Source organism: Marinomonas piezotolerans (genome assembly GCF_003362755.1).
Lineage (GTDB): Bacteria > Pseudomonadota > Gammaproteobacteria > Pseudomonadales > Marinomonadaceae > Marinomonas > Marinomonas piezotolerans.
In genome coordinates this window covers 128,105-153,828 of sequence record NZ_QKRA01000006.1, presented here as the reverse complement: position 1 = coordinate 153,828, position 25,724 = coordinate 128,105, and the positions used below count along the sequence as shown (strand labels likewise).

Annotated in this window: 34 protein-coding genes; 9 read left to right on the top strand and 25 right to left on the bottom strand. The window is 46.5% G+C overall.

Annotation, left to right across the window (positions count from 1 at the left end):
- Positions 1-10: 10 nt before the first annotated feature.
- Positions 11-424: a hypothetical protein gene (locus DN730_RS13370; RefSeq protein ID WP_115468649.1), complete on the top strand. Its 414-nt coding sequence runs from the start codon at positions 11-13 to the stop codon at positions 422-424.
- A 70-nt stretch (positions 425-494) separates the two neighbouring features.
- On the opposite strand, the gene DN730_RS13365 is transcribed toward DN730_RS13370, so the two are convergent.
- The gene (locus tag DN730_RS13365; RefSeq protein ID WP_115468648.1) at positions 495-1,346 is read right to left on the bottom strand and encodes a hypothetical protein; all 852 of its coding nucleotides are present in this window, start codon (positions 1,344-1,346) and stop codon (positions 495-497) included.
- Between the two features lie 11 nt (positions 1,347-1,357).
- Positions 1,358-1,897 carry a YceI family protein gene (locus DN730_RS13360; protein ID WP_115468647.1) on the bottom strand — a complete coding sequence of 180 codons (540 nt, stop codon included), beginning with the start codon at positions 1,895-1,897 and terminating at the stop codon, positions 1,358-1,360.
- Between the two features lie 142 nt (positions 1,898-2,039).
- On the opposite strand from DN730_RS13360, the gene DN730_RS13355 reads away from it, so the two are divergent.
- Complete coding sequence (locus DN730_RS13355) at positions 2,040-2,933, top strand: LysR family transcriptional regulator (RefSeq protein ID WP_115468646.1); 894 nt, start codon at positions 2,040-2,042, stop codon at positions 2,931-2,933.
- Positions 2,934-2,960: 27 nt separating this feature from the next.
- Here DN730_RS13355 and DN730_RS13350 read toward each other — a convergent pair whose 3' ends face one another.
- From DN730_RS13350 to DN730_RS13340, 3 genes are all read right to left on the bottom strand, one after another.
- Complete coding sequence (locus tag DN730_RS13350; RefSeq protein ID WP_115468645.1) at positions 2,961-4,877, bottom strand: beta-ketoacyl synthase; 1,917 nt, start codon at positions 4,875-4,877, stop codon at positions 2,961-2,963.
- 142 nt (positions 4,878-5,019) lie between these two features.
- The gene (locus DN730_RS13345; protein WP_115468644.1) at positions 5,020-5,943 is read right to left on the bottom strand and encodes a glucosaminidase domain-containing protein; all 924 of its coding nucleotides are present in this window, start codon (positions 5,941-5,943) and stop codon (positions 5,020-5,022) included.
- Between the two features lie 176 nt (positions 5,944-6,119).
- Positions 6,120-7,094, bottom strand: coding sequence for a glutathione S-transferase family protein (locus DN730_RS13340; protein WP_115468643.1), 975 nt, complete (start codon positions 7,092-7,094; stop codon positions 6,120-6,122).
- Positions 7,095-7,198: 104 nt separating this feature from the next.
- On the opposite strand from DN730_RS13340, the gene DN730_RS13335 reads away from it, so the two are divergent.
- A complete protein-coding gene (locus tag DN730_RS13335) occupies positions 7,199-8,329 on the top strand; it encodes a GGDEF domain-containing protein (RefSeq protein ID WP_158541215.1) in 1,131 nt (376 codons plus the stop codon).
- A gap of 430 nt (positions 8,330-8,759) precedes the next feature.
- A complete protein-coding gene (locus DN730_RS13330) occupies positions 8,760-9,488 on the top strand; it encodes a hypothetical protein (protein WP_115468641.1) in 729 nt (242 codons plus the stop codon).
- Between the two features lie 10 nt (positions 9,489-9,498).
- Here the strand turns inward: DN730_RS13330 and DN730_RS13325 are convergent, their stop codons facing one another.
- From DN730_RS13325 to DN730_RS13235, 20 genes are all read right to left on the bottom strand, one after another.
- Positions 9,499-9,687, bottom strand: a complete 189-nt coding sequence (locus DN730_RS13325) for an HP1 family phage holin (RefSeq protein WP_115468640.1) — start codon at positions 9,685-9,687, stop codon at positions 9,499-9,501.
- Complete coding sequence (locus DN730_RS19095; protein WP_158541214.1) at positions 9,687-9,851, bottom strand: hypothetical protein; 165 nt, start codon at positions 9,849-9,851, stop codon at positions 9,687-9,689. The genes DN730_RS13325 and DN730_RS19095 overlap by 1 nt, the downstream gene beginning before the upstream one ends.
- A complete protein-coding gene (locus tag DN730_RS13320; RefSeq protein ID WP_115468639.1) occupies positions 9,848-10,324 on the bottom strand; it encodes a structural protein in 477 nt (158 codons plus the stop codon). The genes DN730_RS19095 and DN730_RS13320 overlap by 4 nt, the downstream gene beginning before the upstream one ends.
- Positions 10,324-10,530, bottom strand: a complete 207-nt coding sequence (locus DN730_RS13315) for a hypothetical protein (protein WP_115468638.1) — start codon at positions 10,528-10,530, stop codon at positions 10,324-10,326. Before DN730_RS13315 ends, DN730_RS13320 begins: the two co-directional genes overlap by 1 nt.
- Positions 10,530-11,072, bottom strand: a complete 543-nt coding sequence (locus tag DN730_RS13310) for a hypothetical protein (RefSeq protein WP_115468637.1) — start codon at positions 11,070-11,072, stop codon at positions 10,530-10,532. Before DN730_RS13310 ends, DN730_RS13315 begins: the two co-directional genes overlap by 1 nt.
- Positions 11,072-12,106, bottom strand: a complete 1,035-nt coding sequence (locus DN730_RS13305; RefSeq protein ID WP_115468636.1) for a hypothetical protein — start codon at positions 12,104-12,106, stop codon at positions 11,072-11,074. The genes DN730_RS13310 and DN730_RS13305 overlap by 1 nt, the downstream gene beginning before the upstream one ends.
- A complete protein-coding gene (locus tag DN730_RS13300; protein ID WP_115468635.1) occupies positions 12,106-12,765 on the bottom strand; it encodes a hypothetical protein in 660 nt (219 codons plus the stop codon). The genes DN730_RS13305 and DN730_RS13300 overlap by 1 nt, the downstream gene beginning before the upstream one ends.
- The gene (locus DN730_RS13295; RefSeq protein ID WP_115468634.1) at positions 12,765-13,142 is read right to left on the bottom strand and encodes a hypothetical protein; all 378 of its coding nucleotides are present in this window, start codon (positions 13,140-13,142) and stop codon (positions 12,765-12,767) included. The genes DN730_RS13300 and DN730_RS13295 overlap by 1 nt, the downstream gene beginning before the upstream one ends.
- Positions 13,139-13,342: a hypothetical protein gene (locus DN730_RS13290; protein ID WP_115468633.1), complete on the bottom strand. Its 204-nt coding sequence runs from the start codon at positions 13,340-13,342 to the stop codon at positions 13,139-13,141. Before DN730_RS13290 ends, DN730_RS13295 begins: the two co-directional genes overlap by 4 nt.
- A gap of 80 nt (positions 13,343-13,422) precedes the next feature.
- Positions 13,423-13,572, bottom strand: coding sequence for a hypothetical protein (locus tag DN730_RS19090; RefSeq protein ID WP_158541213.1), 150 nt, complete (start codon positions 13,570-13,572; stop codon positions 13,423-13,425).
- Complete coding sequence (locus DN730_RS13285) at positions 13,569-13,868, bottom strand: hypothetical protein (protein ID WP_115468632.1); 300 nt, start codon at positions 13,866-13,868, stop codon at positions 13,569-13,571. The genes DN730_RS19090 and DN730_RS13285 overlap by 4 nt, the downstream gene beginning before the upstream one ends.
- Before the next feature lie 10 nt (positions 13,869-13,878).
- Positions 13,879-14,676 carry a major capsid protein P2 gene (locus DN730_RS13280; protein WP_115468631.1) on the bottom strand — a complete coding sequence of 266 codons (798 nt, stop codon included), beginning with the start codon at positions 14,674-14,676 and terminating at the stop codon, positions 13,879-13,881.
- Positions 14,677-14,946: 270 nt separating this feature from the next.
- Positions 14,947-15,639, bottom strand: coding sequence for an ATP-binding protein (locus DN730_RS13275; protein ID WP_115468630.1), 693 nt, complete (start codon positions 15,637-15,639; stop codon positions 14,947-14,949).
- Positions 15,636-16,121 (bottom strand): hypothetical protein, encoded by a 486-nt coding sequence (locus DN730_RS13270; RefSeq protein WP_115468629.1) that lies wholly within the window; start codon positions 16,119-16,121, stop codon positions 15,636-15,638. The genes DN730_RS13275 and DN730_RS13270 overlap by 4 nt, the downstream gene beginning before the upstream one ends.
- A complete protein-coding gene (locus DN730_RS13265) occupies positions 16,118-16,540 on the bottom strand; it encodes a hypothetical protein (protein WP_115468628.1) in 423 nt (140 codons plus the stop codon). The genes DN730_RS13270 and DN730_RS13265 overlap by 4 nt, the downstream gene beginning before the upstream one ends.
- The gene (locus tag DN730_RS13260; RefSeq protein WP_115468627.1) at positions 16,533-16,751 is read right to left on the bottom strand and encodes a hypothetical protein; all 219 of its coding nucleotides are present in this window, start codon (positions 16,749-16,751) and stop codon (positions 16,533-16,535) included. The genes DN730_RS13265 and DN730_RS13260 overlap by 8 nt, the downstream gene beginning before the upstream one ends.
- Positions 16,752-16,764: 13 nt before the next feature.
- Complete coding sequence (locus DN730_RS13255; protein WP_115468626.1) at positions 16,765-18,474, bottom strand: replication endonuclease; 1,710 nt, start codon at positions 18,472-18,474, stop codon at positions 16,765-16,767.
- Complete coding sequence (locus DN730_RS13250; RefSeq protein ID WP_147290583.1) at positions 18,467-19,021, bottom strand: hypothetical protein; 555 nt, start codon at positions 19,019-19,021, stop codon at positions 18,467-18,469. The genes DN730_RS13255 and DN730_RS13250 overlap by 8 nt, the downstream gene beginning before the upstream one ends.
- Positions 19,022-19,236: 215 nt before the next feature.
- Entirely contained in the window at positions 19,237-19,506 is a 270-nt protein-coding gene (locus DN730_RS13240) for a DUF3850 domain-containing protein (protein WP_115468623.1), read from the bottom strand.
- 12 nt (positions 19,507-19,518) lie between these two features.
- The gene (locus DN730_RS13235; protein ID WP_115468622.1) at positions 19,519-19,809 is read right to left on the bottom strand and encodes a hypothetical protein; all 291 of its coding nucleotides are present in this window, start codon (positions 19,807-19,809) and stop codon (positions 19,519-19,521) included.
- Between the two features lie 132 nt (positions 19,810-19,941).
- On the opposite strand from DN730_RS13235, the gene DN730_RS13230 reads away from it, so the two are divergent.
- From DN730_RS13230 to lon, 5 genes are all read left to right on the top strand, one after another.
- Entirely contained in the window at positions 19,942-20,604 is a 663-nt protein-coding gene (locus tag DN730_RS13230; protein WP_115468621.1) for a S24 family peptidase, read from the top strand.
- Positions 20,594-21,595, top strand: coding sequence for a phage integrase (locus tag DN730_RS13225; RefSeq protein ID WP_115468620.1), 1,002 nt, complete (start codon positions 20,594-20,596; stop codon positions 21,593-21,595). The genes DN730_RS13230 and DN730_RS13225 overlap by 11 nt, the downstream gene beginning before the upstream one ends.
- A 198-nt stretch (positions 21,596-21,793) precedes the next feature.
- Positions 21,794-22,444 carry a TetR/AcrR family transcriptional regulator gene (locus DN730_RS13220; RefSeq protein ID WP_115468619.1) on the top strand — a complete coding sequence of 217 codons (651 nt, stop codon included), beginning with the start codon at positions 21,794-21,796 and terminating at the stop codon, positions 22,442-22,444.
- Complete coding sequence (locus DN730_RS13215; protein WP_115468618.1) at positions 22,441-23,058, top strand: LysE family translocator; 618 nt, start codon at positions 22,441-22,443, stop codon at positions 23,056-23,058. Before DN730_RS13220 ends, DN730_RS13215 begins: the two co-directional genes overlap by 4 nt.
- Positions 23,059-23,196: 138 nt before the next feature.
- Complete coding sequence (gene lon / locus DN730_RS13210; RefSeq protein WP_115468617.1) at positions 23,197-25,626, top strand: endopeptidase La; 2,430 nt, start codon at positions 23,197-23,199, stop codon at positions 25,624-25,626.
- Positions 25,627-25,724: the final 98 nt, after the last annotated feature.

Sequence of the window (25,724 nt, the reverse complement as noted above, 5' to 3'; positions counted from 1 at the left end):
GGGTGAATACGTGTATAAAGTGAATCTCAAGGCTGTGTTGTTGGTGTATGTATTGCAGTTGATCGTAGCGGCAATATGGTATTCAGCGGCACCATCCGATGTCTCGGAGGTAATGCAAAGAGGTGCTCTAAGGCAGCTTGGAACCGAGAGTTTGGCTGTATTTGCGCTAGCTCTGCTGTGTTATACGTATTTCAGTGCTTGGGTGTTGGTCAAAACTAATTTGACGTCAGGCCTAGATATGATGCTACTTACATTGGGAAGTTGGGTCTTTATTGTTGTGCCGAATATGATTTTCTTGAGTGTATTTTTAGATGTTTCCCACATCAGCATTGGCTACTTACTTACCTTTGGTTTTATTAGTAGTTTGATTGCTGCATGCATATTGCCGTTTTGGCGTGCTACCCGAACTATATTTAAAAGTTAGGTTTGATTAGAAATGAAGATAAAATGCCCGCTACATGCGGGCATTTTTTTGTTGATAGCATCTTACTCGATTAGTAGAGGCTACTTTCTGGCCAAACGTACCAAAGTGATATGGCAGCAATGGCGCCACTTATAATAACTTGAGGTGTAATAGCTTTAAGCGTGCTGATTATTGAGCCGTCTTCTTTAAGTATCCAGCCTGAAATGACCGTCGTTAGAAGAGAAATATATGCCAGCGCTACTGTCCATGCAGGAAGGTCTGCTAAAACGTGTGCTTGAGCTAACAGGCCTGCTAATACAAACGAACCAAGTGTGACAGTCGAGATGCTGGAAGCGTTCCAAATAAAGCGCTGTATTACTACGACGCCAGCAAGGCTCGCAGCCAGTACGCCAAGTAGCTGTCCTAACAGTAGGCTTCCACCGATAGATACTACGGGTGCTGAGGTTGCTGCGACAATAATTAATGATATCGCTGGCGCATGAGAGTATTTGGCGCTTGCCTCATGTGTTTGAAGTCGACTGATGACAAGTACCAGAAATGCTGCACTAGCAGCCCATACTAAGCTTATTGCTTGGCTTTGATGTTTTAAAACTGGGTTTAGTAGAAGGTAGAAACTAACCCACAATGCAGCCATTAGGAATAAGTGCTTGAACACAGGACTGAACTTCGTCGGTTCAATTAGAGTACTTATTATGCCAAGTAGCACTGTTACTGTTAAAAAATCTAATGCCTTAGAGGGAGGAATATTTAATCCCTGGTGAATTAGGCTTAACCCAATTAAGAAGCCAGCCCCTAGACTAGTTGTGATCAAGACGCGATTGACCTTGCTTAAAAGCAAGGTCAATATCGCTGCCACAAGAAAGGGGTAAACCGCTGTATTGAGCAGCATTATGAGATTGGAATTACCTGCTTCCTCGTACATCATCGCTCCTATTATTGGCGAATGCCTTCGATGAACACTTCAATCTCGGTTTCATCGGTTACGCCTGGGATGAAGTAACTGACACCAAAATCGCTGCGTTTGATAGTTGTGCTGGCTTCGAATCCAGCGCGGTAGCCACCCCATGGATCTTTACCTTCTCCAACTTTTTCAACATCAAACGTCACGGACTTAGTGACACCATGCAGGGTTAGGTCGCCTGTTAGCGATTTGCCATCGAAAGCCGTGCTTTTGAATGTCAGAGTTGGGAATTGTTTAACGTCTAAAAAGTCTGGGCTGCGAAGATGCTTGTCACGAGCTTCGTGATTGGTGTCTACACTGTCTGCTTGAATCGTGAATTCTACCTTGCCTGACTTGTTCCCTTCATCTAAAGAGAAAGAGCCTTCGAATTCATTGAAGCGGCCCGGTGTAGTGCTCACACCTAAATGGCCAACTTCAAATAATACCGCTGAGTGGGCTGGGTCAACATTGTAATCCGCAGCAAGTGCGCCACCGGATACAAGCAGTGCTGTCGTTAGTGCGAGTGCTTTCATGTATTGTCTCCTAGATTCATTGGTAAGTGTTGAAGCAGTATAATAGTTTTTTATCGATACATAATTACACGAATTTACAATACACTATTTCGCCAAGTGAAATAGTTGTGCGGAACTTTTGATTAAAATTGGGAGTGAGATAGTGGATAAGCTGCAAGCGATGAAGGTGTTTTGTCGAGTATATGAGGCGGAGAGCTTTAAGGTTGCAAGTGAGTCGCTAGATATTTCACGTCCGATGGTGACTCGTTACATAAATTCGTTAGAAGAGCGGCTGGGAACCAAGCTGTTGCATCGTAATACGCGTAATATAAGTATTACCCATGCTGGCCGCCAGTATTATCGCCACTGTATTCCTATCCTTGAGGCGATTGAGGAATCTGAAAACGAGCTTAGCGATTTAGCACATCAGCCAAAAGGACATCTTCGGTTAAGTGTGCCAATGGACTTTGGTTTGACGCACATGGTGCCGATCCTTAGTGAGTTTTCAAATATGTATCCAGACATTACGTTAGAGCTTGAGTTCAGTGATAAACGCGTTGATTTAACTGAAACCGGTATTGATTTGGCGGTTCGAGGTGGGGATTTAGGTGGAGATCAATTTATTGCTCGCCCGTTATGCAGTATGAAAGGGCATGTATGCGCGTCCCCCGAATATATCGCAAAGTGGGGGAGGCCAAAAATACCAGCCGACCTGCTCAAGCATAATTGTTTGGTGTATACGAATGCCCCTCTGTCAACAAAATGGTATTTTCAAAAAGGTGGGCTGCGAGAGGATGTGACTATTAAAGGGTCTATTCTAGCTAATAATGGAAGTGCACTAACGCGATTATGCTTGGAAGGGGTGGGCATCATTATGCAGCCTGATTTTTTAGTTGACCCCTATATAAAAAGTGGGCAACTGGTCCCTCTTTTAGGTGAGTATGAAACATTTTCCGGCAAATTTTATGCAGTTTACGCAGAGCGTAAATTGCTGCCACGGAAAGTGCGGCTGCTGATTGATTTTCTAATGGAAAAATTGAAGATGCCTTCCACTTAACGCGAGTTTAAGAGGAAGGCTTTGTTACTAAATAAGGTCTTCAAAATCGTTTGTAACATTTAAGTCTACAGGGATTTCATAGCCAGGTAGCTTAATTTGTTGTTCTGATATGTCGAGTTCTTCTCCGCCAAGAACGTTAAACCCGAAGCGGTAGATAGGTTTAATCTCCCCTCGTATCATCGCTTCATTGTAGGCAGTCGCAGCACTTTTGATGGCGGCGTTTTTCTCATAGTATTCTTCAATTTGTTCTTCAGAATAGCGTTTCTTGAGAAGCTCTATAGCCTTATGGGGCGCTAATAACACAGCGGTAGCATTGTTGCCCCCAAACCCTTTTGAATTTAGCAGTGCAGCGTCGAAATGCGTTTTGCCATACTCTTCATGTTTTAGCTGGAACTTCAGTCCTGCTTGATAAACATCGTCGGCGACTTCGCTTGAAGTCACAATGCCTGGCAATACACCGTGTTCCCAGACACCCAAAGATAAATGGAGTTGATCGCCGCCAGCAGTACCTTGCGAGTGGCCTAAATAGGCTTTCATTGCGGTAACAGGCATTGCATCCGCGCCGAAGCTGGTTGCTGCTTTACTTAGAACATGAGATTCCGTGACTCGGTTCTGCGGGGTACTTGTACCGTGTGCTTGAATAAATGTGTGTTTGGTTAGGCCTTCTTTGCCGATGATATTCTGAAGGTAAGCCATGGCTTTACTAACGGTTAGATAGTTGCCTACACCAGGTGCTGAGATCGATTTCTTGTAGCCATCTGCAAATGCATACACCGCTGGGATAGCGCCATAAATAGTCGCACCTAGATCAATAGCGAGTTCATCATCCATTAGCAGTGTCCACTGACTTGACTCGCCAATTGTAAATCCGCAGTTTTGAGCAAAAGGGCGGCAACTACGAGTGTGGTCAGGCTCTTTTTGGTTTTCTAACAGATCTAAAGCCAATAGCGCTGTGTCTTCTGCTAGCGCTCCCATTGTTCGGAAACCTTCTATGATTTCTGGGGTGATTGGTGCGTCGCTACCGCCAACCATTGCAACACGGATTTTGCCGCTTTTGATGGATTCAATGGCACGCTCTAAATTGAAAAAGTAAGTGGCGCATGCGCCTATAGAGGTACCGACGTTACCAACTGAACCTAATACATAGGCATTGACGAAGTCCGCTGGCATCTGGGCGTAACCCAAAGGTAAGTGCTTAGAGGTTGTGCGTTTACCCATAAGAGCCGACTTTAGCATACCGCCAAATCCGAGATCGTCCATTTGCCCAATTGAATTGGCTGCATAGACAGCAATTTGGTCGGGTGCGACTTGGTTGCGTACAACATCCCAGTCGAGACCGCTGCTAAGAATTGCGTCAGATGCACCGTAGACTGTCATTTGTAAGCCACGAGGGTGGTTTCGACTCTGGTAAAGTTTTGCTGGGTCAAAGCCGGTTGGAAGTTGCCCTGCCGCTTTAACCGAAAGTGATTTTGTATCTTTAATAAAAGTCTCCAGCGTGCCATCAACAGTGATTTCACTGTGAGTATTGGAGAGTGCTTTTACTTGCCAATTTGCTGGAATGTTATCGGGTAGTGAGCGTGTCTTGACACTGAAACTTAGCTTCTCTCCTTCGCTCACTGGGGATAGTGCGGAGCTTTTGTGAAGTACGACGTTATCTACATCAAATAGGCTTGGGTGAATGCGACGAATCAAAGTGCGTGCGAGAATTTCTTCTCCAAATGTGTCGATTAATGTCTCAGCGTCAAGGGCCTCGCCATCCGCCGTTAACCATAAACCGTTTTGAAACTCTGCAATTTGAGTAATGTTTGCGAGGTCTAGGAGAACCTCCTGTTGAAGGTCATTGGGAAGTAGATCAAAAATAATTCGACGATATGCTTGATGAAAAGAAGTTCGTCCAGCCGAATTGATTCCGCCAAAGCCTACAATAACAGGTAAACGGGCCAAAGGAATGTCCTCGATTTAAAATTGGAATGATGGTGGCAAGTATTGTAAAGGAAGGGAGGGAGCCACTGCCACCCTAGTAGTCACGAATTTGTATTGAATTACAGTCTAGAGGGAAAAAAGCCATCTAGACTGCACTTTTTAATCATTCGTTATTAGTGGATTGGTCATCAGCATGAACATTGAAACGCCACAATTCATTGTAGTCGATTAAATTTTCAATTTCGTCGACGTATGCTTGACCACGTTGGGAGTATTTATCCAAGCCGTGAACAAGCGCGAGGCCTGAGATAGGCTCGTCTTGATGACGTAGCTCTGCGCGTATCGCACGGAGTTCTTTATAAGCTGGATTGCTATTTAGGTTGTCTATGTACGCAAACACAGATTCACGTGCATCATTAAATTTACGAACTTCATGGTCCGCGTCTTCGGATCGGGAGTTTGGTACGAGGCCACAGCCTTTGCGGAAACACCATTGACCGAAGTAATTGTTACCTTCTGTTGCGAAGCGAGAGGTTCCCCATGCGGATTCATTCGCAGCTTGGGCGAGCACCAAGGAAACGGGGATGATGTCGATATATTTTAAGAGAATTTCGATGTCTTTATGCTCGTAGACATCAACTTTGTTTAGGCGATGAATCTTGCGGAGCGCCCCTATCCAGCTTTTGTCTTCTCTACTCGGTGGATTGTCGTTCGCAAGTATTTGTTTAATTCGTTCTCGATCTTGAAGCAGCAGAGTGTTCTTTTCATTAACAAATGGTGTCAAGAAATCAAAAAAAGTTTGCTTACGCGTTTTGATATCACTGATTTCTGCGAAATTTGGTGTCTCCACACTGATTGGATGACTTTTGAAATACGCCTTTTCTTCTTCGGTAACAGGCGTCTCAGTATCTTCGTTAGCGGTATCCGAATCGTTGTCTACGCTATCGTCTTGGACCTTTTCTGCCGGTTTACTAACGCTACTTTCTTGTTTGTTCGTTTCTTTCGGTTGCGAACTCTGTGGATCAATTTTTATCCATAAAATAAAAATCACAACACACGAAATAACCCAAAGTAATTTACGTTCCATAATCAACCATCTTTAATCAGTGCGTATACAAAAATGAGCAGCCTGAAATGAGGCTGCTCGCTTCGTACTTACGATCTATTGATCTTGCATTATCCAAAAAAATGTAACGATTTGATAGTTGATCGTATGGAGATTGTCAAAAACTACTCAATTTTCCCTTAATTTCGGTGACTACGTTAAGTTCGAAACAGTTCATTGGGCCCATTCGGTACGATACGAGTTGGGTTTATGGTGTCATGACTGTAATAATAGTGCTGCTTTATGTGATTCATGTTTACTGTTTCAGCAATATTCTCGGTTGTGTATAAACGTTTGAGATACGCATTCAAATTCGGGTAATCAAGAATACGTTTCAAGTTGCATTTGAAGTGACCGAAATAAACAGGATCAAAACGAATCAACGTGGTAAATAAGCGCCAATCCGCTTCGGTCTGTTGATCGCCCAGCAAATAACGTTGGGAGTCGAGTGTCGTTTCCAAAAAGTCTAGCGTATCGAACAGTGGTTTCACGGCTTCTTCATAAGCGTCTTGAGTTGTGGCAAATCCAGATTTGTATACACCGTTATTGACCGTATCGTAAATTCGATCATTGATGGTGTCTATGTCGTCTTTTAAGTGGTCTGGATAGAAATCGATTGTGTTACCAGTCAGTTCATTGAACGCCATATTAAACATTCGAATGATCTCTGCTGATTCATTGGAGACAATGGTGTTGGTTTTTTTATCCCACAGAATGGGGACCGTTACTCGGCCTGAGTATTCAGGATCTGCTTTTGTGTAGATTTGGTAAGCGAAATCGAAATTATGCAGAGGATCTCCGCTTTCTACCTGAGAATCTATAAAACGCTCTTCATGCTTGAACTCCCAACCGTTTTCTAGCATATGAGGATGCACACAGCTGACACTAATGTGCTCGGTTAGGTTTTTAAGCTGACGAAATATCAATGTGCGATGTGCCCAAGGACAAGCGAGTGATACATACAAATGATAGCGCCCAGACTCCGCTAAAAAATGATGGGGGTTGTTCTCGTCATAGTCTTGAGGTGCGACTAACCAGTTTCTAAATTGTGATTGTGAACGAACAAACTTTCCGTTTGTTGCTTTTGTGTCGTACCACTGATCGTGCCATTTGCCTTCTACTAGTAAACCCATAATATGCTCTCATTTAGTCTTTGTATCTTATTATTAATGAAAATGTATGCTTTTCGGTGCAAGATATTGATTCAGTATAATCGAAAGGTTTGATGAGTTTGACGATGCCTCAAAAAATGGGCTCTCTTTTAGTGCCACTGTTTATCCTCTTGATCAGCTTGTTTGCCAGTGCTTATGTGTTGGAACTACCAGAATTAGCGATTAGTGTGCTGCCTTTATTACCTTATATCCTTGCTTTCGTTATGGTGTTTTTAGCATGGCATTTTAACCGAGGTAAAGTACTGCTTGCGGGTGGTTTGCTGCTGCTACCAGTAATGTTCCCTTATGTGACGACATCGTCGATACCGTCGAGCGCCACATTGATTACAGCGATTGGGTTTGGGCTCTTGTTGATGTTGAAAGAGCGTGGCTTCTTTAATCGCTACGCCTTCAATCGCATGCTTTTCTTAATAATGCTGGTTGCGTGGAGTGTGTTTTATGAAAGAGGGTGGGTTAATTTTACGTTTCTAAACATGCATTTGCCGTGGTTAGGTTTGTCCTTCTCAACGTTGATAAGTTGGTTGGTCGTGTTGACGACTATTGTCGCGAGTACGATCACGTGGTGGCGGCATGCAGATGGCTTTTCTGCCGCGGTTCTTGTGAGTTTGGTGACATTGCTGCTAATTGAGCTGATGACATTTACCACGCAACAAGAATCGTCTTTACGAAGCGCTCAAATGTTGATTTGGATTTGGTTTGTTGTGGCTGAGAGTCACCGTATGGCATACCGTGATGAATTGACTCAGTTGCCTGGACGAAGAGCTCTTAATGAGGCTTTGGTGGCATTACCCAAGCGCTATGCAGTGGCTATGTTGGATATTGATCATTTTAAGAAATTTAACGATTCGTATGGACATGATAAAGGTGATGAAGTGTTGAAATTGGTGGCGCGCGTGTTACAGCAAGAATCAGGTCCCGCATCGGTCTACCGCTATGGTGGCGAAGAGTTTACGGTTCTGTTTAAGGGGCGAGTGCTGGAGCAGGCTCAAACGATTCTAGAAAATTTGCGTGAACACATTCATTTGCAGCAATTAAATGTCACCGTGGGAGACAAAGAAAAAATGGTCTCTGTGACGGCTAGTATTGGTATTGCAACTGCCGAGGAAGGGGAGCTCCCCGAAGATGTGATAAAAAGAGCGGACGTCGCGTTGTACAAGGCAAAAAAGAAGGGCAGGAATTGCATAGTGATGAACTGATATTTTTTTGTACGAATGGTCAAAAAATATTGCGATCCTAAGTTGTATTTTGTATTCTGACCGAATGATCAGAACGTGCTCGAAATGTATATTTCAGCAAACCAGTTTGTCCAAGTAGTGATGTCGACAATCGGGGCCAACGTGGTACAGCAGCGCTAAAAGGTGTATGCCTAACACCGAACTGCTGTGAGGGGAACGGGGAGCTTTGCTCCCCTTTTTAATGCCTTGAAAACGCCCAGAACACGGGCGTTTCAGGGTTTTAAAGCTTTACTTTTACTGTTTATTTATACAGTTTTTACCCATATTTACCCCTCTAAGTGGACACTATATGGACACTTGATTCCTCTTTTAGCTTTTCCCGTTGATCTTTATCTAATGCCTAGCTGTGCTACTATCCCCGCCGTTATTTGGATAACAAGGAATCAAGGATATGAAAGCACTTCTTTTGCCCGTTGCGGCGTCTGTTTTTCTTACTGCTTGCGGTGGCGGTGGTAGTTCTAGCGAGTCAACTTCTACGAATACCGTTATCAATGGTGCGGTGGGTTATTGGCATGGCACTTCAAGCATTTACGATAATACATATGAGTCGGTGGCGTTTGTGAACGAATCAGGGTTCACGTTTATTAACGCCGAAGGCTCTATTGTATATGGTGACCTTAATTGGAACGGTAACACGGGAACGGGGATTCTTTACGAGATAGACGGTGATGATAAATACACCTATGACTCTACCGTTTCATTTAATAATGGCGCTTTGTCTGCCAGCCTAAAGTATGGTTCTGATACGTTCACTTTTGCTGGCACAGGTGATGCCGAAAATAACAACCAGTTTAAAAAGAGTCGTGATTTATCAGACCTAAATGGGACGTGGTATCAGTACGATGATGGGGCTAGCGACACGTTTACGATGACAAATGGTGTTGCTTCGTTGCGTTCGTTAGAGTTGGGGTGCCTAGTCACAGTTGTGCTAAAAGATGAAGACTACCGTTATTCCGCATTCTCAATGACCGCCACGGCGTCAGAATGCACCGATGATAGCTTGAACGGTTCTTATTCTGCTGGTCTTGCTGTTAGTGGTTCGGAGGATGATGTGGAAACGCTGACACTTTTTGCATATAGGGACGATGCCTGGATAGGTGGCGATTTCTACCGAGAGTAAAAAAAGGGGCTTAGTTTAGCCCCTTTTCTAATTTCTCTTTTGCTAGTTTTAGGTGTTGCCGTTTGTACCATACGTTGGCCGCGAATGTTGCGGCGGCAACCACTAGGCCACCATAGGCCGCTACATCGTTAGCCGTCATGCTTCCCATCCATGCCGTAAAAGCACCGCCGTATGTGGTCGGGCTTAGTATCTTTTCCATTAGTCGCACTCAATCTCAAACGCTGTACAAATGCTGCTGTAAGCAATTGATGAAGCGGGTGTGCCTAACCATGCTGGAACGCCAATAGCCCCAGATAGACCAAGCAAGATAACCATGATCGGCTTTTTCTGATTTGCCCAAATGGACTTTAGTTTTTCCTTCATGCTGTCAGTTCCTTTATTGAGTTTTTGATGTACCACGCCGAGAAGGGAACCGCGCCGATCTCAAACTTGATAATGGCTGCAACCAGTTTGTATAGGTTGGCTTGTACGTCTATTGGTTGGTCAGGCGCTACACCTACCGCCGCCGCTACGTGGTTTATATACGCGCTGGTTGGGTTTTCGTGGCTAGGCGCATAGCGGTTGATCAAGCCTTGCACGGTGTTGATGCCGTATAGCTTTTGATAGTTCACTAGCAATTTAGCCCCCGCACGAATGCCGTATGAATACGTTTTGAACGTCTCAAATGTAGGGTCTTCGCCTTCTGTTTTTCCGTCCCATTGAATGTTGGTTTTCACTACGTTCATGGGGTTTTTGTTGCGCATACCGCGCACGTCATCGACTGCAAGCATTTTGCTCCCCCGATAAATGATGTAAACAAGCCCCAGACCAGCTAGGGCTAGGGCTGGTTTGTTCATTAGGCTGCTTCTGCTTGGCCGATTTTGATTAGATCGTAATAATTACGATCACCCGCCACCCATGCCGCCGCCGCGTCTGTGTCGGACTGCGGTGCTGCTTCGAGTGAGCCGTGTTTTTTGATCAAGTAATCGTTTGCCACTTGCTGGGCGTCTTCTGCGTACACAATAGCTGTGTTTTGTGCGATAGATTCAAAACGTGAAATCATCAGATGGACTCCTGTGTAGAACGGATAATCTCAAAATCACCTTCACGAAAAACCCGACCACCGTCTAAATAAATGGAATCGAGAACGAGATTCAAGAAATATGTATTTGTAAAATGCATGCGCAACGTTACATAACCATCGCTAGAAATGTATGAGTGAGGAACGCCATTCGCATCATGTGTGCCGCTACCTCCGACACTGATCAACGTATCATTAGGGCCATAGCAGAATCCCGCAAACGTGTTAGATACGTCCCTCGATTCGCCATAACAGTAACCCGTTAATGTGAAGTGATACATAACGTTATCTACAGTTGGTTTTAGCGGTGTTTTGATATGAATATAAGCCGCTCCAGATTCACCAGTGAAGAAAAACGCGGCGCGTTCTGTGCGCATTCCTCGTGCTGCATTTCCTGTTACTGCGGAAACGTCGCCGATCAATCCAGCAGATTTTTCCGAATTTAGCTTTTGTTCTGTTTGATCCGCCTGCCTCTTTAATTCAACCAAATCGTTTAGAACAGATTGTTGCCCTACTTTTTCCATTATTTAATGACCTCTGTAATCAGAATTACATCTGCAGATACCGCGCTACATTGCACAGTACCCACGTATTTTTTAAATTCGATTTGTTCACCTGCGGCCAATTCAACGCCGCCAACTGTTACCAAATCAGTATTTGTTTTTGCTGCCGTAACTCTTACATCACGGCGGTTTGCATTCGCTGGGATCGTGTAAGACTCGCCAGCAATGAACGTCTTAGAACTACTCGCCAACGATGTGGCGGGTTTTTCCAGTATTTCCAACGTTTGGGCCAGCGCCGCAACGATTGGGTTACTAATGTCACCAGTGTTGGAGACGTTCGCCGTCAGCGTTTGGGCCAGTGCCGTAACGATTGGATTGCTAATGTCACCTGTATTGGAGACGTTCGCCGTCAGTGTTTGGGCCAGTGCCGTTACGATTGGGCTGCTAATGTCGCCAGTGTTGGAGACGTTCGCCGTCAGCGTTTGGGCCAGTGCCGTAACAATTGGGCTGCTAATGTCACCAGCGTTGGAGACGTTCGCCGTCAGCGTTTGGGCCAGTGCCGTAACGATTGGGCTGCTAATGTCGCCAGTGTTGGAGACGTCAGCCGTCAACGTTTGGGCCAGTGCTGTTACGATTGGGTCGCTAATGTCGCCAGTGTTGGAGACGTTCGCCGTTAGCATTTGGGCCAGTGCTGTAACGATTGGGTTACTAATGTCGCCAGTGTTGGAGATGTTCGCCGTGACCGCTTCAACGATTCGTTGCACTTCGTTCACTTCCACAGGGTCGGTGATCGACTGGATACGAACCGTTGAACCTTCGGCCAGCGAACGGAATTCCCCTTCCACCACGAGCAATTCAGCCGAGACAGGGCTTTCACCCTTGTTCTGTACGGTGAACTGGTCGAATGCTGGGAACGTGATTTGTGAACCACTGGGGATTTCTGCTCGTTTGCTACTCGCCATTAATAACAGTGGTTCGCTACCGGACACATAAACAACGGTTTCACCACGTCCTGAAATTGTCGCCTCTTCTAGAGGCTGTAGAGTGACAAACATTACTTACCCCCTTTGATCAGTAGTAACCCCAGCACCACGGCCACGCTTACACCGCCAATTGTGTACACGGTCTTTAGCGATTGGCTTGCAATGTCCGAAGCGCCGCCCGTTGATACGGATTTAGCGAGTTCTTTCATTGCCAAGTTGTTTGCCGCCGCATTTGCCGTGTTTTGCTGCACCAGTGATTCCGCAAAACCAAAGCCCGTTTGCAGTGCTTCGTTATTTGACTCAATCGCTGTAGTGCCGAATTCAAAGCTGTTGTTTAGCGCCTTGGTGTTTGCATCTAATGCTTCAGAGCCGAATACAGAAACCTGTTTTAAAGCGTTATCCGCTAACGTGCTGTTGGCTTCTAGCGCGCTTTCGCCAAAACCAAAACCCTGATTAAGCGCGTCTTTTGCCAGTTCGCCATTTGCATTAATTGCCAGCTTGGAAACTTCTGTATTACCGTTGATAACTTCGCCGCCGATCTCTAGGGCATTTTCAGCAAAGCCTAGTGCCTCAGACCCAAGAGCAAAGGCACCATCAACCGCACCATGGTCGGTGGTGGTCACCGTGTTGCCGTCACCCGCTACAACCGTTTCAGCGCTTTCCATACCTTGCAGTGAATAGTTGGTGACGTTGTTAACGGTTTTGTTTGAGCTTTTAGAACTACCGCCCATCACTCACCCCCTAACGCGACTTTGTAGACACGCTCGATTTCATCACCGCCAAAGCCATAGGCTGAGTAAAGACGGTGAGTGGCTTCGCTTGCGTGATAGCGAATGCAGTCAAAGCCCAGACGACTGGCGTTATCAATCAAGAATTGCCCCGCGTCTTTCATGCCATGACCCGCTACACACACAACCACGAACTCTCTACCGCTTGGCGTTTCTTCGCCGCGTGTCACCACCAACAAATCAGTGTTGTTTGATTCGAGCTTGTACAAATGGGCAATGCCGTCTTGCACTTGGTTACGAATGGTTTTGAAATCGTCACCACAGGCTGTAAGCAGTTTTTCAGGCACTTCATGAGGCCAATTAATGCGCTGTACCTTCATCGCTTGCCCCCTTTGAACATGAACCAAAGTGCAACCACCACAACGCCGCCAATCAATAACGGGCTAACGCCTTTTGACTTGGAGTAGTTACCAAATGCAAAACCACCCAATGCGTTAGTGCCGCCTGTGTTGGTAGCCGTTGCGCTTAAGTCGGGGCTAATGTCACCACCACCCGAACTGATGCCAGGAATAGAAGTCATTTAACCCCCCAACTTCTTCGTTAAGAAAAACGACACTACAGCCAACATGACGGACTTGATCAAAAAGGGAATGAACCGCATTAGATCACCCCCATTTTCTTAAGGCCGACAAACAATAAAGCCGCAATAACTAACCACTTAACCCAGCCGAACGAATCACCCGCCCACCAGCCAGCACCGAAGCCGACCACACCCGATAAAAGAGGCGCTAAGAAAACCAATGGCATCATTTACCCCCTTTCATCATCATGGCGAAGACAGCCAACACGACCACCAGCACACCGCCACCGATCAACCAAGGCGAATAGGGCGGTAAAGCCGAAGCAGTGACCACAACGGTCTCCCCTGTGGCATTACTTGCCGTTTCCACTTTGGGAAGGGCGGAGCCCTCCGCTAGCTTTTCCGCTTGGGCTTGCTGTTGGTAAGACTTAGGCGCGCCCTCGCTGTCTTCGGTGTCATTCCACCACTCAGAAACGGCTTGTTCCTTTTCATCGACATAAGCGGTTACGCTGTCCCTAATACCCATAGCCGCCCCCTTAAGCCGTTGCTGTTAGCGGTGCGACTTGTTGAATGGACTCAACCAAAACGGGAATAGGCTTCGCTTCATTCACTTCCACACGGAAAACAAACTCAGAGCTGTAACCTGTGTTCAGCACGTCCGCTTGCTCAAAGCCGTACATGGTCGGATCAAAGGTAAACACGCCCTCTTGAGGGAAACGCCCGATTCGTTTTTGCTGTAAGCGCTGTAGCGAATCCTTTGCATCAAACAGAATGAGGTTGTCGCGTTCCACTTTCAGACGATTGATCCCCGCCTTGAAGTAGGCACGGCGAATAGACGTAGCCGCGTTCGCTGGAAAAGTCGTAAAGTCGTTCCAGCCTGCCGCGTTCGCTGGCATGACGTGGGTACGAATACGAGGCACCCAAACACGGCGAGCCTGTGCAGGGGTTTGGAAGGCGTAAGCGTCCAGAGTCAAAGCCCCCGAACCTGCACCGATTTCCACTTCTAAGGTGATGTTCTCACCCGCCAAAGTGACCAATCCGCCAAAGTTCGCACCGTTCTGGTTTTTCGCTGTTGGGTTGGTAAATGGGATAACAAACGTACCTTCATCAACGAAGTGACCTTTGTAGTTTTCCATCATGACCAAATCGTCACCGCTTACTTGGATGATGGTGTCACCATTCAGCACCACCGACACTTGGCGGATTTGCGCCGCAGTCAATGACGTGACTAAATGGATCTCGTTGTAAGTGGGGCCCACTGGCAAAGACATAGACGCCTTAGAGTTAAAGCCCACACCGTTGAAACTGTTTAGGGGTTTCACTACCTGTAACATAATGCCCCCTTAACCGATTGCGTCTTCGACAGCATCGACATTGTTTGACGCCCAGACAACCGCCGCCGCTACTGCTAGCGCGACCATTACCATAGGCATGTATTTTTTAACGTCTTTCATATTGTTGAATGTTCCTGTTCGTGATTAATGTTTGTTGAACAGGACGAAACATACAAAACCGCTCTAGGCTTCCGTCAAGTCACAAAAAAGCCCCGATACCTAAAGGTATATCGGGGCTTTTTATCCTTATTGTTTGCACACTATATCAAGTTAAGCGGCCAGTTTTCTAAGCTTGCCTTGATCAAATTGACCGATATTGTGATCGGCGGTTTTCATCAAATAGTGGTATCGGGGTAACTTGATAATGTTATCAACGGGTAAATCCAGTTCGTCCGCCAGATACACCGCATCTTTTTTACGCTCCTGTCGTCCTACCCATTTAATCGAACATTGCCCCATTACCGTTTTAGGCACTTCTTGCCCACGCTGAAAAATACAAATGGCATGAAGCCCAAACTTGCGACCACCCGTTAGGATTTCACCGAACGCACCACGCGCCGCGCCGCTGGTGTTCACACACTTGGCAAGCTCTTCAAAGATCACTTTCAAAGGCTTCTTATGTAGGCCGTCCCCAGCACCCCAAATGATTTTTGAAAAGGCTTCAAGGTTCTTTGGGTTTGCGCCGTCTTTGGGGCTGTAGGCGATCTTAAAACCGCGCCCCGCTTTGGCGGCACGGGCAGAGTAAAGTGCACGGGCAAACCCCGCCAATGAGGTATAACGGCGCACCTCACGACCACATAGGGTTTCATAATCGTTGTAAGGGTCGAACAAGGCCACCTGATCGGTGGCTTTGATCACGCCGACTTGCTTCACCGCCGTGGTTTTGCCAGAGCCAGAGGAACCAACAAAGAGCGCATGTTCCGCGCTCAATCGGTTATTGGGGTTACGTGGCTGTAAGCTCATGCCGCCACCTGATCACGCTGGTTGTCTTGCGCGTCCTTTTTGGCCTTGGCTTCGGCGGCATCTTTGGCTTTTAGCTCGCGGCTGGTGTCCATGCCCTCAGATACCAGTTTGCCTACGGCCATGGCCGCTTTAATTTCGGCATCGTATGCGCCCATCCATTCAGGAAGCAAAGCGCCGTATTTGATCAATGCAGGGCTAAGGTTCTCAATGGCATACGCCTTGGTTTCAGGGGTGAATTCAAACTCAGGGTGAATGAAGCGCTTAAGCGCAAATTCAATCGTTCCCAAGCCCATGACCGCTGTCATTTGTGCGGTCTGCTCGTCCATTTCAGCCTGCTGTTCTGCCGCCTTTTCTTCGGCCTTGGCTTGCTCAGGGTCGAAGTCTTCCGCCAGCTCTTCGGCTTCCAAAGCCTTTAGGTATTCCGCTTGCTCGGTAGGTAACTCGCCAGTGTGTTCAAGTTCTAATTGCTCTTCGTCTTTCATGCTGTTTGTTCCTTGTGTTTACTTGGTTTACGAGTGGCAAAAACTGCCGTGATCACTGCCGCCCCCAGAGCTAAAACGCCCAATAAAACAGGCGGGGCAGTGGGGGAGCCTTTAGGTATCGTTTCGGTATCCGCTTTAGGCTTCGGCTTGGTATCCTCCGAAACGCTGGAAGCCGCTTGTTTACTTGGTATAGCGGTTTTTTCTTCGGTATCCGTTTTTGGCTTAATTTCCAGCTCTTCGCGGGTAGCCTTTAGGTTATCCGCTAGGTATTTTTGACGGGCTACGCCGTTGCCTTGGTTCGTACCGCAAGCAGGGCAAACGGTGTAAAGGCTGGCACGTTTGCCAGCCGCTTGGCGTACTTCCGCCACTTCGTTGCAATGCCGCTCGGGGCACTTGATGTATCCGATTGTGTTAGCCATTTTCTAACGCCCTCCGTGCTAGTTCGTTGATCACTTCATCATTGAGAAATGCCACGCTTTCAAATTGCGCCGCTACCCCTTCCAGTGATTTAAAGCCGCCCGTCATCAGCGACACAGGATTAAGGCCGCTTAGTCCCTTCATTGCGTCTTTGAGCTTGGCTTGTGCTTCGGTTCGTCTTTCAAGTAGTGCTTCTAATTCTTCGTTTTCCATTGGGTTGGTTCCTTTAGTGATAAACGGGTATTGGAATAGGGGCGGCTTCGCCCCCCGTACAGTTATTGACACGAGTCCAAGGGACGACTTCGTCGTCCTCTAAAACCTGAGCCCCGACCTTTTGCACTGTCCACTCATACAAACGAGTGACGGCAACCTCTAAACCACGGGAAACGCCCATGATTGAAGTGACCATTTCACCGAATTGGTTTTCTTCTGGTTCTGAGTAGTAAGGCTTTAAGGTCTGGTTTCGGCCAGCGAAGACGCCGCCCATAAGTTCGGTAAATGCTTTCCAATCGGCACGTTTGGCCGCGTGAAAAATATCGGTGCATAGGGCGGGGGCGTTTTCGACTTTGAAGCGGCGAAGCTCACGCCACACCGTGACGGATACACCGCCAAAGAATTGAAATTGACGGATACCATGACGGCGTGACCATGCCGTGATTCGTTCCGCCGCCTCTGTACCGCTTTTGCCTGTCTCTAGGTCTGTATCAATGTGCTTGCCGTCAATGTTCTTAGAAACGTATTTAGCGACATAGCCAGAGGCTTGACCTTTTTCAGGGTCGATTCGTACAACGGTTACACGATGCTTTTTCGCGCCTCGCTCCTTGCCGTCTTCCATGAGTCCGTAATACTTGAAAGCGTTGATGACAGCGCGGCTATGCTCCTTGTCACAAAACATAAGCATGTGCCAGTGTGGGCACCCATCATGGTTAGGCTCTACGGTTCGGATACCGTAAACAGGCAAACCATTGCGTTTTAGATAGGCGCGGATTTTTGCCCATGTATCACAAAGATATTTTTGGCCGTCTCGAACCGTTGGGCGTGATTCGTCAAACTTACGCACTCGCGTTCCTTTCTTGCGGACTGCGTGATATTTAGACGGGCAAGTCAGGGTGATGAATAAGCCCTCATGCCCCAACTCTGTGGCAAGCTCTTCGGTGCCACGAATGCGGACCATCAATTCATTGCGGCGGTTTTCAGGGTTAGAAATGCCTCGGTCTGACAGGTCGGCCAGTGTGTAGGATTGGTTGTATTGGTTTACGGCTTCCCAGCTTTCTAGGAATGAGCGGTTAGATTGTTGTTGCTTACGAAACCTGTTTAGGGACCAGACAGACACGTAAGGCGAGCCCTTAGCGCTCACTTGGCCGCATTCCCTTAATATGTCCTCAACAACACGAAATTGTTTCTTAGCGTTACGTATCCACCATTCTGGCAAGATCATACGAGCGGCCATAGCCGCGACTTTGTCGCCGTCTTCCCAATCAGTAAACGTGACACCAGCGGCTAAAAGGTTTTCGGCCATGTATCGGCGCGCATAGGCCGCACCACTTTCCATAGCTTCACGGGTTAAATCCACCTCAAAGCGGCGGCTTTTTTCTTCTGCCCACTTTGCCAGCTCTTCACCGTTTAGATCGGTTATCAGTCGGTCAATGTAACGTAGGCGTTGAACGACACCGCGCAACCACTCAAGGGCGGCATGTTGCCCCATTTGTTCCGCCAATCTGTCAGCTTCTTTCTCTACTGCGGGGCGCATAATTGAAACACGGTTAAGCAACTGCAGGCGTTCAATAACGCTACGTAGCCACGTATTAGCGGCAACACACCCCTCAGACTGGTCTAACTCGTCAAGACGCTGGCGCAATTCGGCAGCGTCTTCACGGCTTACATCAGATAAGAGTTCATTACGCCATTCAATACAGTGGGGAGTAGGATTAAACACGCTCCACCCCCTTAGTACGCTCAACGGCGGTTAAGGCTGTTTGATAGGAACTGTGGCCGTCAGACATTCCCGCGAAGTGTTGTAACAACTGGAGCTTTTCAGCCAATGCAATTGCAGTGCTGTTGCACGTCCACGACTGAGTAAGATATGAACCTAAAACATCGTTCATCACGCCTTCATCTAGCAACAAAAAGCGGTTTAATCGGCCCTCAATTGCAGCGGTTACCATGTTGTTAAGCATTTCCAATTCCCAGCGGGTTAACGGTGCGTTTAGCTGTGCGCCGATTTCGCCTAGTTCATAATGGTGTTGAGTAAGTGAGCTGGTTTTAAATGACGGTTGTCTTTGAATTTTGCTAATGGTTTGCTCAGGGTCCCAAACTGTAATAAACGTCCACCCCGCCACTTCACCACGGTCAATTTCGTGGCATACGTACATTTTTCGCCAGTGGTTACCGATCAACCGTGCAACGTTGATTTCAGACGCTGAAAAACTGAATAAAAGGCAATTCACTTTGTCTAGGGCGTTGGTTCTTGGCTGGTTTGACATTGATTACTTCTCTCTTGGGTTGCATGGCGTGGTAACTGGTAGCGATTTTTTTAAGGACGGGATCAGGCGGAAAAAGCAACATCCACGCTAGGAGCTGCTTTCGTTGTTCCTCTAATGGGGTCATGCTTCCCCCTTGCTGACGTGGCGATAAGCAAGCAACGCAACGGCACTAAACACCGCGCCCCAGCCAAACCCAATGACAAAGAATTCCATTTTTAAGCCACCTCTTTTGATAACCCTGTGAACTCAAAACCGAATACAACGTGGTTTTCTTGTTGAGCCCAGCTAGTTAAGTAAGTGATTTCCACTAGACAAGAGCGGCCTGTGTAGCCGTCCCCTAAATGGTCGAATTCTTCCAAACAGACCAATTGACCAACAGCAAAGCCGCGATCATCTTCACGGATTTCAAAGCGCTTACGACCATCAATGACAGCGCGGTAAAACTCAGGCCAAATTTTTAATTTGTGGTAAGGAGGTTTAATCATGCGAATCACCCCCTAGTAATCTGGTGCGTCTAAACAGATTTGCTTTTGTTTCGCCATGTTCACGTAGACATTGCCTCGCGCTACTGGCTGGAAACGAGCAAGATCACCATCCTGCAGGTCTTTTTTAATGGCTTTCTCTGTTTTTCCTACGATCATGGAAAACAGCTCAGCCGTCATGAAAGGAGGCTCAACAACGACAATTGCCTTATCCACTTCTTTCACTTCTGCGAACACAGCTTCCCCGTTTTCGTCTTCAACATGTACAAATGACACCCTTTTGACCACTTTTGCATTCTTGTTCATTGGTATAGACTCCATAAATAGACGGCAATACTCTTTTTAAACACGTTTATGTTTAATTTGAGTTCTTAGGTGAATGCTATTCCCCAAAAATGTCCTTGTAAAGTCTCAAATTAAATATGGAGTGTTTTAGACATGAATAATTCGATTGATGTTATTGATAGGTTGAAAGAGATTCATGGTGCAGATCATTACAAACACCTAGCCGAGATTCTTGGAGTAAGTAAAAGCGGCGTTCAAAACTGGAAAGATAGAAATGTCATTCCATACAAAGAGGTTTGCACCACAGCATTAGAAAAAGGAATTTCACTTCAATGGCTACTAACAGGGAAAGGCGACAAAATGGAATCAGGAAGTAACGCACAACAATTCACAGTCCCACACTATGCAATTCAAGCCAGCGCGGGTGGTGGCTCGCTCGTTGAGGCCGAAAAGATAGAACAACACCTAACCTTAAGCCGTGATTGGCTGGCTCGCGAAGGCATTTCAAGCACTGACCTAATCGGCATCTATGCGCAAGGCGACAGCATGGAGCCAACCATTCATGACGGCGATTCGCTGTTAATAGACCGGACCAAAAATATTATCGGCAGCGATGGTGGCATTTACGTTATCAACTATGAAGGTGAATTGTTTGTTAAGCGGGTGCAAAAGCTTTTAGACGGGAAAATTGCCGTCACCAGCGACAACAAGAATCACATGAGTATTGAAATATCTAAGCACGACCTAGACCGCTTAACCATCATTGGCCGTGTTGTCTGGTTTGGCCGCAAGGTTGGGCGTAGCTATGTCAATTAAGCAAACAAAGGACGGCTGGAAAGTTGATTTCCGTGCTGGCGGTGCCAACGGCAAACGCTACCGCAAGACGTGCAAAACCAAGGCAGAAGCCGAGCGTTACCAAAAGTTTGTAGAAGCGCAATTGGTAGCAACGGGGAAACCGTGGCAACCTCGTCCAGCCGATCGGCGTACCCTTTCTGAGATCATTGCTATTTGGTATCAGCATCTCGGTCAGCACTTGCGGTATAACGAACCCCGTTTAAGGAAAATACAACGTGTTGCTGAGGCTATGGGCGACCCCATTGCCTCAGAATTGAAGCCTAGTCAGTTTAGTCAGTATCGCTCCCAGCGTATTGCCTCGGGTACAGCCCCGTCTACTGTTAACCGTGAGTTTCATTATCTGATCAGTGTCTATAACGGTTTGAATGACCTGGGGGAAATCGACTACGAAAACCCGCTTAAAAAGGTCACTGCGTTAAAGCAAAAAGACACCGAAATGCACTATCTAACGCGTTCTCAAATTGATGATTTATTGGCGGCACTACGTGACAGCTATAAACCAGAAACGGAACTGGTTGCCCGTGTTTGTCTTTCGACTGGCGCACGTTGGGGGGAAGCGGAGGGTTTAACGGCCAGCCGTATTATCAATAACAAGGTAACTTTTACGGATACCAAGGGCGGCAAAAATAGAACCATTCCGATAGATCGTGATTTGTACAAATTGCTTAGAGCTAGGGCGAAAGAGCGCCCTTATGAATTGTTCGACAATTGTCGGGTGTGCTTTCGTAAGACAATAGCGGAAACAGGAATTGAGTTACCAAGAGGGCAGAATACACACGTTCTACGCCATACGTTTGCCAGCCATTTTATAATCAATGGCGGTAATATTTTGGCACTACAACGGATACTTGGACACTCTGACATTTCCATGACCATGCGTTATGCCCACCTTGCCCCAGATCACCTACAGGACGCTGTAAAATTTAATCCCTTTAAATCAGATGGACACTAAATGGACACTCTGAAAACTGAAAAGACAAAAGTCTTTTAGTTTCAATGTCTTGAAAATCGCAACAAAGTTGCTTTGCTCCCCTTTTTATTTTATTACCCATCTTCTTTACCCTTGAATGCTGCTTCCCTTCTAGCTAGTACGAAAGAATGGTATCTTATCGCCTCAATCTAATACCTGTTTGCTTTGTCGAGGCTCACTTTGTCTGAATCCGAAAAACGTCCCAAAGATCAACTTAAAGCCCATATCCGTGCCCAAAATCAGGCGTTGATTTTGGAAACTGCCGAGCGCGTTTTTGCTCGCCAAGGTCTAGCAAAAACGACGACCCAAACTATTGCAAATGAAGCCGGTTTACCGAAGGCTAATATTCATTATTACTATCGTTCTAAAAAGGACCTTTTAGAAGCGGTGCTTGAGCAAATTATGCAAGCATGGTTGGAGTCAGTAAGCCGTTTTAATAGTGAAGATGGGCCTAAGGTAAATTTGACACGTTATATCAGCGAAAAGATGGATCAATCGCGATTACGACCGAATGCGTCTAAAGTCTTTGCAATGGCGCTGATTGGGGAAGAGCCATTTGTGCTCGATTTTCTGCGCCAGTACTTTGTGGAAGAATTAAAAAAAGAGCAGGCAATTATTGCTTCGTGGGTAGAAGCTGGATTAATGAAGCCCGTTCCCGTAGAGCACCTTTTCATTAGCATGTGGGCACTTACTCAGACGTATGCAGATTTTGGTGCGCAGGTAAAAATATTGTTAGATAAGGAAGAGTTGGCCGAAGCTGATTTTGAAGAAGCCAAGCGCTTTGTAACGCAAATGGTATTGCAGGTTTGTGGGGTTGAGTACTCGTTATGAGTTTAGAAAGTGGATTAACTTTTTTTATTGCGATTTTCGTATTTAGTATTTCCCCAGGCCCCGGGGTGTTCGTCGTGTTGGCAAGCAGCTTGAGTCGTGGAGTGCGCCGAACATTACCGTTATCGGCGGGTATGGCATGCGGTGATATCTTGTATCTCGTCATGGCATGTTTTGGCTTGGCGACCATTGCAGAGCAATGGGCATCCTTATTTTTGTTAATACGTTATTTTGGTGCTGCATATCTCATTTATTTTGGTTGGAAGCTATGGCAGTCTCGTCCAGAACAGCCGTCTGATCTTAACGTTGAGACGCAAAAATTGAATCGAAGCGCTGCTTTACAAGGCTTTTTGATCTCCTCATCTAATCCCAAGGTGATTTTGTTTTATATTGCATTTTTACCAACCTTTATGGATGTCACTGTATTGGAAGCTGGCGATATTGTCATAGCTTCAGGGCTTGCGTTTACCGCTCTGATGGCGGGGCTAACGCTTATTTCGGCGGGTGCCTCGCGCGCGCGTCGGTATATGAAATCTGAGCAGTCTATGAAAATGTTAAATCGTGGTGCGGGCTCTATGATTATGGGTGCTGGCTCGTATTTGGCCCTACGAGGTTAAGCGATTGTCACGTTAGAAAAACAAGGACTAATGCTGCACGTTGCATCTTTTGCGTTGTAATTTGCTTAACTGACACTACATAAGTTTTAACTGTACATAACTAACACTATTCGTTGGATTCTGTTGAGATTTAAATTTATGAGTGAAGAAGACAAATACATAGAGAAAACTGATGACATGACTGACAACGAAGAGGTGACCATCAGCGATCCGCGCGCCTTAGCGTTGCCGGATGATGTGTTGCCAGACATACTGCATATCTTACCTGTGTCCAGTCGACCCTTTTTTCCGGCCCAAGTACAGCCTGTTATGGTTGATGCAGATCCTTGGGAGGACACTTTAGAACAGATCTCTGACCAATCGCAGGCTGTTGTTGGGCTCATATATGCAGAGCGCGCCGGTAAAGGTGCGCCGAGTGTGGATACATTTAATCAGATTGGTTGTGTGGCTCGTATTCATCGTGCTGAGAAGCAAAATGATAAAGTGACATTTCTAGCACAGGGCTTAAAGCGGATTGAAGTAATTGAGTGGCTAGACGAAGAGGCGCCTTATCGTGCTCGTGTCCGCTACTTGTCGGATTCAACAGTGAAAGACGATGAATCGAAAGCGTACTCAATTTCAATATTGGATGCGATCAAAGAGCTTATACGTCTTAACCCTTTGTTTAGTGAAGATTTACGTCAGTATTTAGGGCGCTTTTCGTTCAATGAACCTGGGTTATTAGCAGACTTCGCGGCGTCGATTACCTCCGCTGATCCTAAAGAGTTATACGACGTATTGGCGACTTTACCTGTGGTGCCGCGTTTGAATGCGTCACTCATGCTACTACGCAAAGAGCTAGAAATCGCACGTCTTCAAAATGAAATCAGTGCTGAAGTAAATGACAAAATCAGTAAGCATCAGCGCGAGTTTTTCCTAAAAGAACAGCTTAAGGTCATTCAGAAAGAGCTGGGTATTTCCAAAGACGACCGTACCAGTGACGTAGAGATGTTTGAAGAGCGTCTAGAAGGTAAAGTGGTGCCTGAGGCTGCGTTCAAAAAGATCGAAGAAGAGTTGCATAAACTCAGTATTCTAGAGGTTGGTTCGCCAGAATACGGTGTGACACGAAACTATTTAGATTGGGCCACGGCATTGCCTTGGGGAGTTCATTCGGAAGACAACCTCGATATTAATAAAGCCAAAGAAGTATTGAATCAGCATCACGCTGGATTAGGTGATGTGAAAGATCGAATTACAGAGTTTCTAGCGCTTGGTGCGCATCGAGGCGAGATGGGCGGCTCTATTTTGCTCTTAGTCGGGCCCCCGGGTGTAGGGAAAACTTCTATAGGCAAGTCCATTGCAGAGGCATTGGATCGTGAGTTTTACCGGTTTAGCTTGGGGGGTATGCGAGACGAGTCTGAGATCAAGGGGCATCGACGTACCTACATTGGCGCACTCCCAGGCAAATTTGTTCAGGCTTTGAAGGACGTCGAGGTCGAAAACCCAGTTATTATGCTTGATGAGGTCGACAAGATTGGGTCATCGTTCCAAGGTGACCCCGCGTCGGCCTTGCTCGAAGCGTTGGACCCAGAGCAAAACTCCGAGTTTCTAGATCATTACCTTGATATGCGCATCGATTTATCGAAGGCGTTGTTTGTATGTACGGCGAACCAGCTAGATACTATCCCAGCACCTTTGTTAGACCGTATGGATGTAATTCGCTTGTCTGGTTACATAGCCGAAGAGAAACTGGCCATTGCTAAACAACATTTGTGGCCTAAGTTACTGAAAAAGAATCAGTTGTTGAAAAAGCAGCTGAACATTACCGATGCGGCACTGAAACATATAATTGAGTCTTATGCTCGCGAGGCAGGGGTTCGAGGCTTAGATAAGCTACTTCAGAAGATTTTACGTAAATGTGTGGTGCAGCTCGTCACCGGCGAGAAAGAGAACATTAATGTCGGTGTGAAGGACGTGGAGAGCTTTTTGGGAATGCCATACTTCCGTGCTGAGAAAACGCTTAAAGGCGTTGGTGTGGTGACGGGGTTAGCTTGGACTTCGATGGGGGGCGCAACACTTCCGGTTGAAGCAAATAAAGTCCATGATCTAAGCCGAGGGTTGAAGCTCACTGGGAAGTTAGGGGATGTGATGAAGGAGTCGGCTGAAATTGCCTATTCTTACGTACTTTCACATACCAAAAGTTATCAACAAAATGCTGAGTTCTTTGACAAGTGTATGGTGCATTTACACGTTCCAGAGGGCGCGACGCCTAAGGATGGCCCCAGTGCAGGGATTACCATGGCAACCGCGCTGATGTCATTGGCAAAAGGTGAGCCGATTCAGCGTGCTCTAGCCATGACGGGAGAGCTTACGTTGACAGGGCAAGTGTTGCCAGTAGGCGGTATACGAGAGAAAATTATTGCTGCGAAACGTAGTAAAATTAATGAGGTGATTCTACCTGAAGCGAATCGTCGAGATTTTGAGGAATTACCTGAGTCCGTTAAAGCCGACATGACAGTTCATTTTGCTGAGCGTTTTGCAGATGTTGAAAAGGTAGTATTCGCCAAAACAAATCGTGGAATTCACTAAAATCTCCTTAATCGAGTCGTTCTCACTGTTATAAAGTCGTGAGACAATAAAACGCCGAGTTGTTAACAGCTCGGCGTTTTTTTATCTGATGCCTATCT

Bases quoted from the DNA above. Each gene is read 5' to 3' on its own strand.
- DN730_RS19090 (WP_158541213.1), bottom strand. From the start codon at position 13,572: ATGATGCCATTGGTTTTCTTAGCGCCTCTTTTATCGGGTGTGGTCGGC.
- DN730_RS13260 (WP_115468627.1), bottom strand. From the start codon at position 16,751: ATGGAAAACGAAGAATTAGAAGCACTACTTGAAAGACGAACCGAAGCA.
- DN730_RS13330 (WP_115468641.1), top strand. From the start codon at position 8,760: ATGAAAGCACTTCTTTTGCCCGTTGCGGCGTCTGTTTTTCTTACTGCT.
- DN730_RS13335 (WP_158541215.1), top strand. From the start codon at position 7,199: ATGCCTCAAAAAATGGGCTCTCTTTTAGTGCCACTGTTTATCCTCTTG.
- DN730_RS13265 (WP_115468628.1), bottom strand. From the start codon at position 16,540: ATGGCTAACACAATCGGATACATCAAGTGCCCCGAGCGGCATTGCAAC.
- DN730_RS13290 (WP_115468633.1), bottom strand. From the start codon at position 13,342: ATGACTTCTATTCCTGGCATCAGTTCGGGTGGTGGTGACATTAGCCCC.
- DN730_RS13280 (WP_115468631.1), bottom strand. From the start codon at position 14,676: ATGTTACAGGTAGTGAAACCCCTAAACAGTTTCAACGGTGTGGGCTTT.
- DN730_RS13250 (WP_147290583.1), bottom strand. From the start codon at position 19,021: ATGTCAAACCAGCCAAGAACCAACGCCCTAGACAAAGTGAATTGCCTT.
- DN730_RS13275 (WP_115468630.1), bottom strand. From the start codon at position 15,639: ATGAGCTTACAGCCACGTAACCCCAATAACCGATTGAGCGCGGAACAT.
- DN730_RS13310 (WP_115468637.1), bottom strand. From the start codon at position 11,072: ATGGAAAAAGTAGGGCAACAATCTGTTCTAAACGATTTGGTTGAATTA.
- DN730_RS13365 (WP_115468648.1), bottom strand. From the start codon at position 1,346: ATGTACGAGGAAGCAGGTAATTCCAATCTCATAATGCTGCTCAATACA.
- DN730_RS13235 (WP_115468622.1), bottom strand. From the start codon at position 19,809: ATGAACAAGAATGCAAAAGTGGTCAAAAGGGTGTCATTTGTACATGTT.
- DN730_RS13240 (WP_115468623.1), bottom strand. From the start codon at position 19,506: ATGATTAAACCTCCTTACCACAAATTAAAAATTTGGCCTGAGTTTTAC.
- DN730_RS13270 (WP_115468629.1), bottom strand. From the start codon at position 16,121: ATGAAAGACGAAGAGCAATTAGAACTTGAACACACTGGCGAGTTACCT.
- DN730_RS13225 (WP_115468620.1), top strand. From the start codon at position 20,594: ATGTCAATTAAGCAAACAAAGGACGGCTGGAAAGTTGATTTCCGTGCT.
- DN730_RS13340 (WP_115468643.1), bottom strand. From the start codon at position 7,094: ATGGGTTTACTAGTAGAAGGCAAATGGCACGATCAGTGGTACGACACA.
- DN730_RS13345 (WP_115468644.1), bottom strand. From the start codon at position 5,943: ATGGAACGTAAATTACTTTGGGTTATTTCGTGTGTTGTGATTTTTATT.
- lon (WP_115468617.1), top strand. From the start codon at position 23,197: ATGAGTGAAGAAGACAAATACATAGAGAAAACTGATGACATGACTGAC.
- DN730_RS13320 (WP_115468639.1), bottom strand. From the start codon at position 10,324: ATGAACAAACCAGCCCTAGCCCTAGCTGGTCTGGGGCTTGTTTACATC.
- DN730_RS13315 (WP_115468638.1), bottom strand. From the start codon at position 10,530: ATGATTTCACGTTTTGAATCTATCGCACAAAACACAGCTATTGTGTAC.
- DN730_RS13360 (WP_115468647.1), bottom strand. From the start codon at position 1,897: ATGAAAGCACTCGCACTAACGACAGCACTGCTTGTATCCGGTGGCGCA.
- DN730_RS13305 (WP_115468636.1), bottom strand. From the start codon at position 12,106: ATGTTTGTCACTCTACAGCCTCTAGAAGAGGCGACAATTTCAGGACGT.
- DN730_RS13295 (WP_115468634.1), bottom strand. From the start codon at position 13,142: ATGAAGGTACAGCGCATTAATTGGCCTCATGAAGTGCCTGAAAAACTG.
- DN730_RS13285 (WP_115468632.1), bottom strand. From the start codon at position 13,868: ATGGGTATTAGGGACAGCGTAACCGCTTATGTCGATGAAAAGGAACAA.
- DN730_RS13230 (WP_115468621.1), top strand. From the start codon at position 19,942: ATGAATAATTCGATTGATGTTATTGATAGGTTGAAAGAGATTCATGGT.
- DN730_RS19095 (WP_158541214.1), bottom strand. From the start codon at position 9,851: ATGAAGGAAAAACTAAAGTCCATTTGGGCAAATCAGAAAAAGCCGATC.
- DN730_RS13300 (WP_115468635.1), bottom strand. From the start codon at position 12,765: ATGGGCGGTAGTTCTAAAAGCTCAAACAAAACCGTTAACAACGTCACC.
- DN730_RS13215 (WP_115468618.1), top strand. From the start codon at position 22,441: ATGAGTTTAGAAAGTGGATTAACTTTTTTTATTGCGATTTTCGTATTT.
- DN730_RS13325 (WP_115468640.1), bottom strand. From the start codon at position 9,687: ATGGAAAAGATACTAAGCCCGACCACATACGGCGGTGCTTTTACGGCA.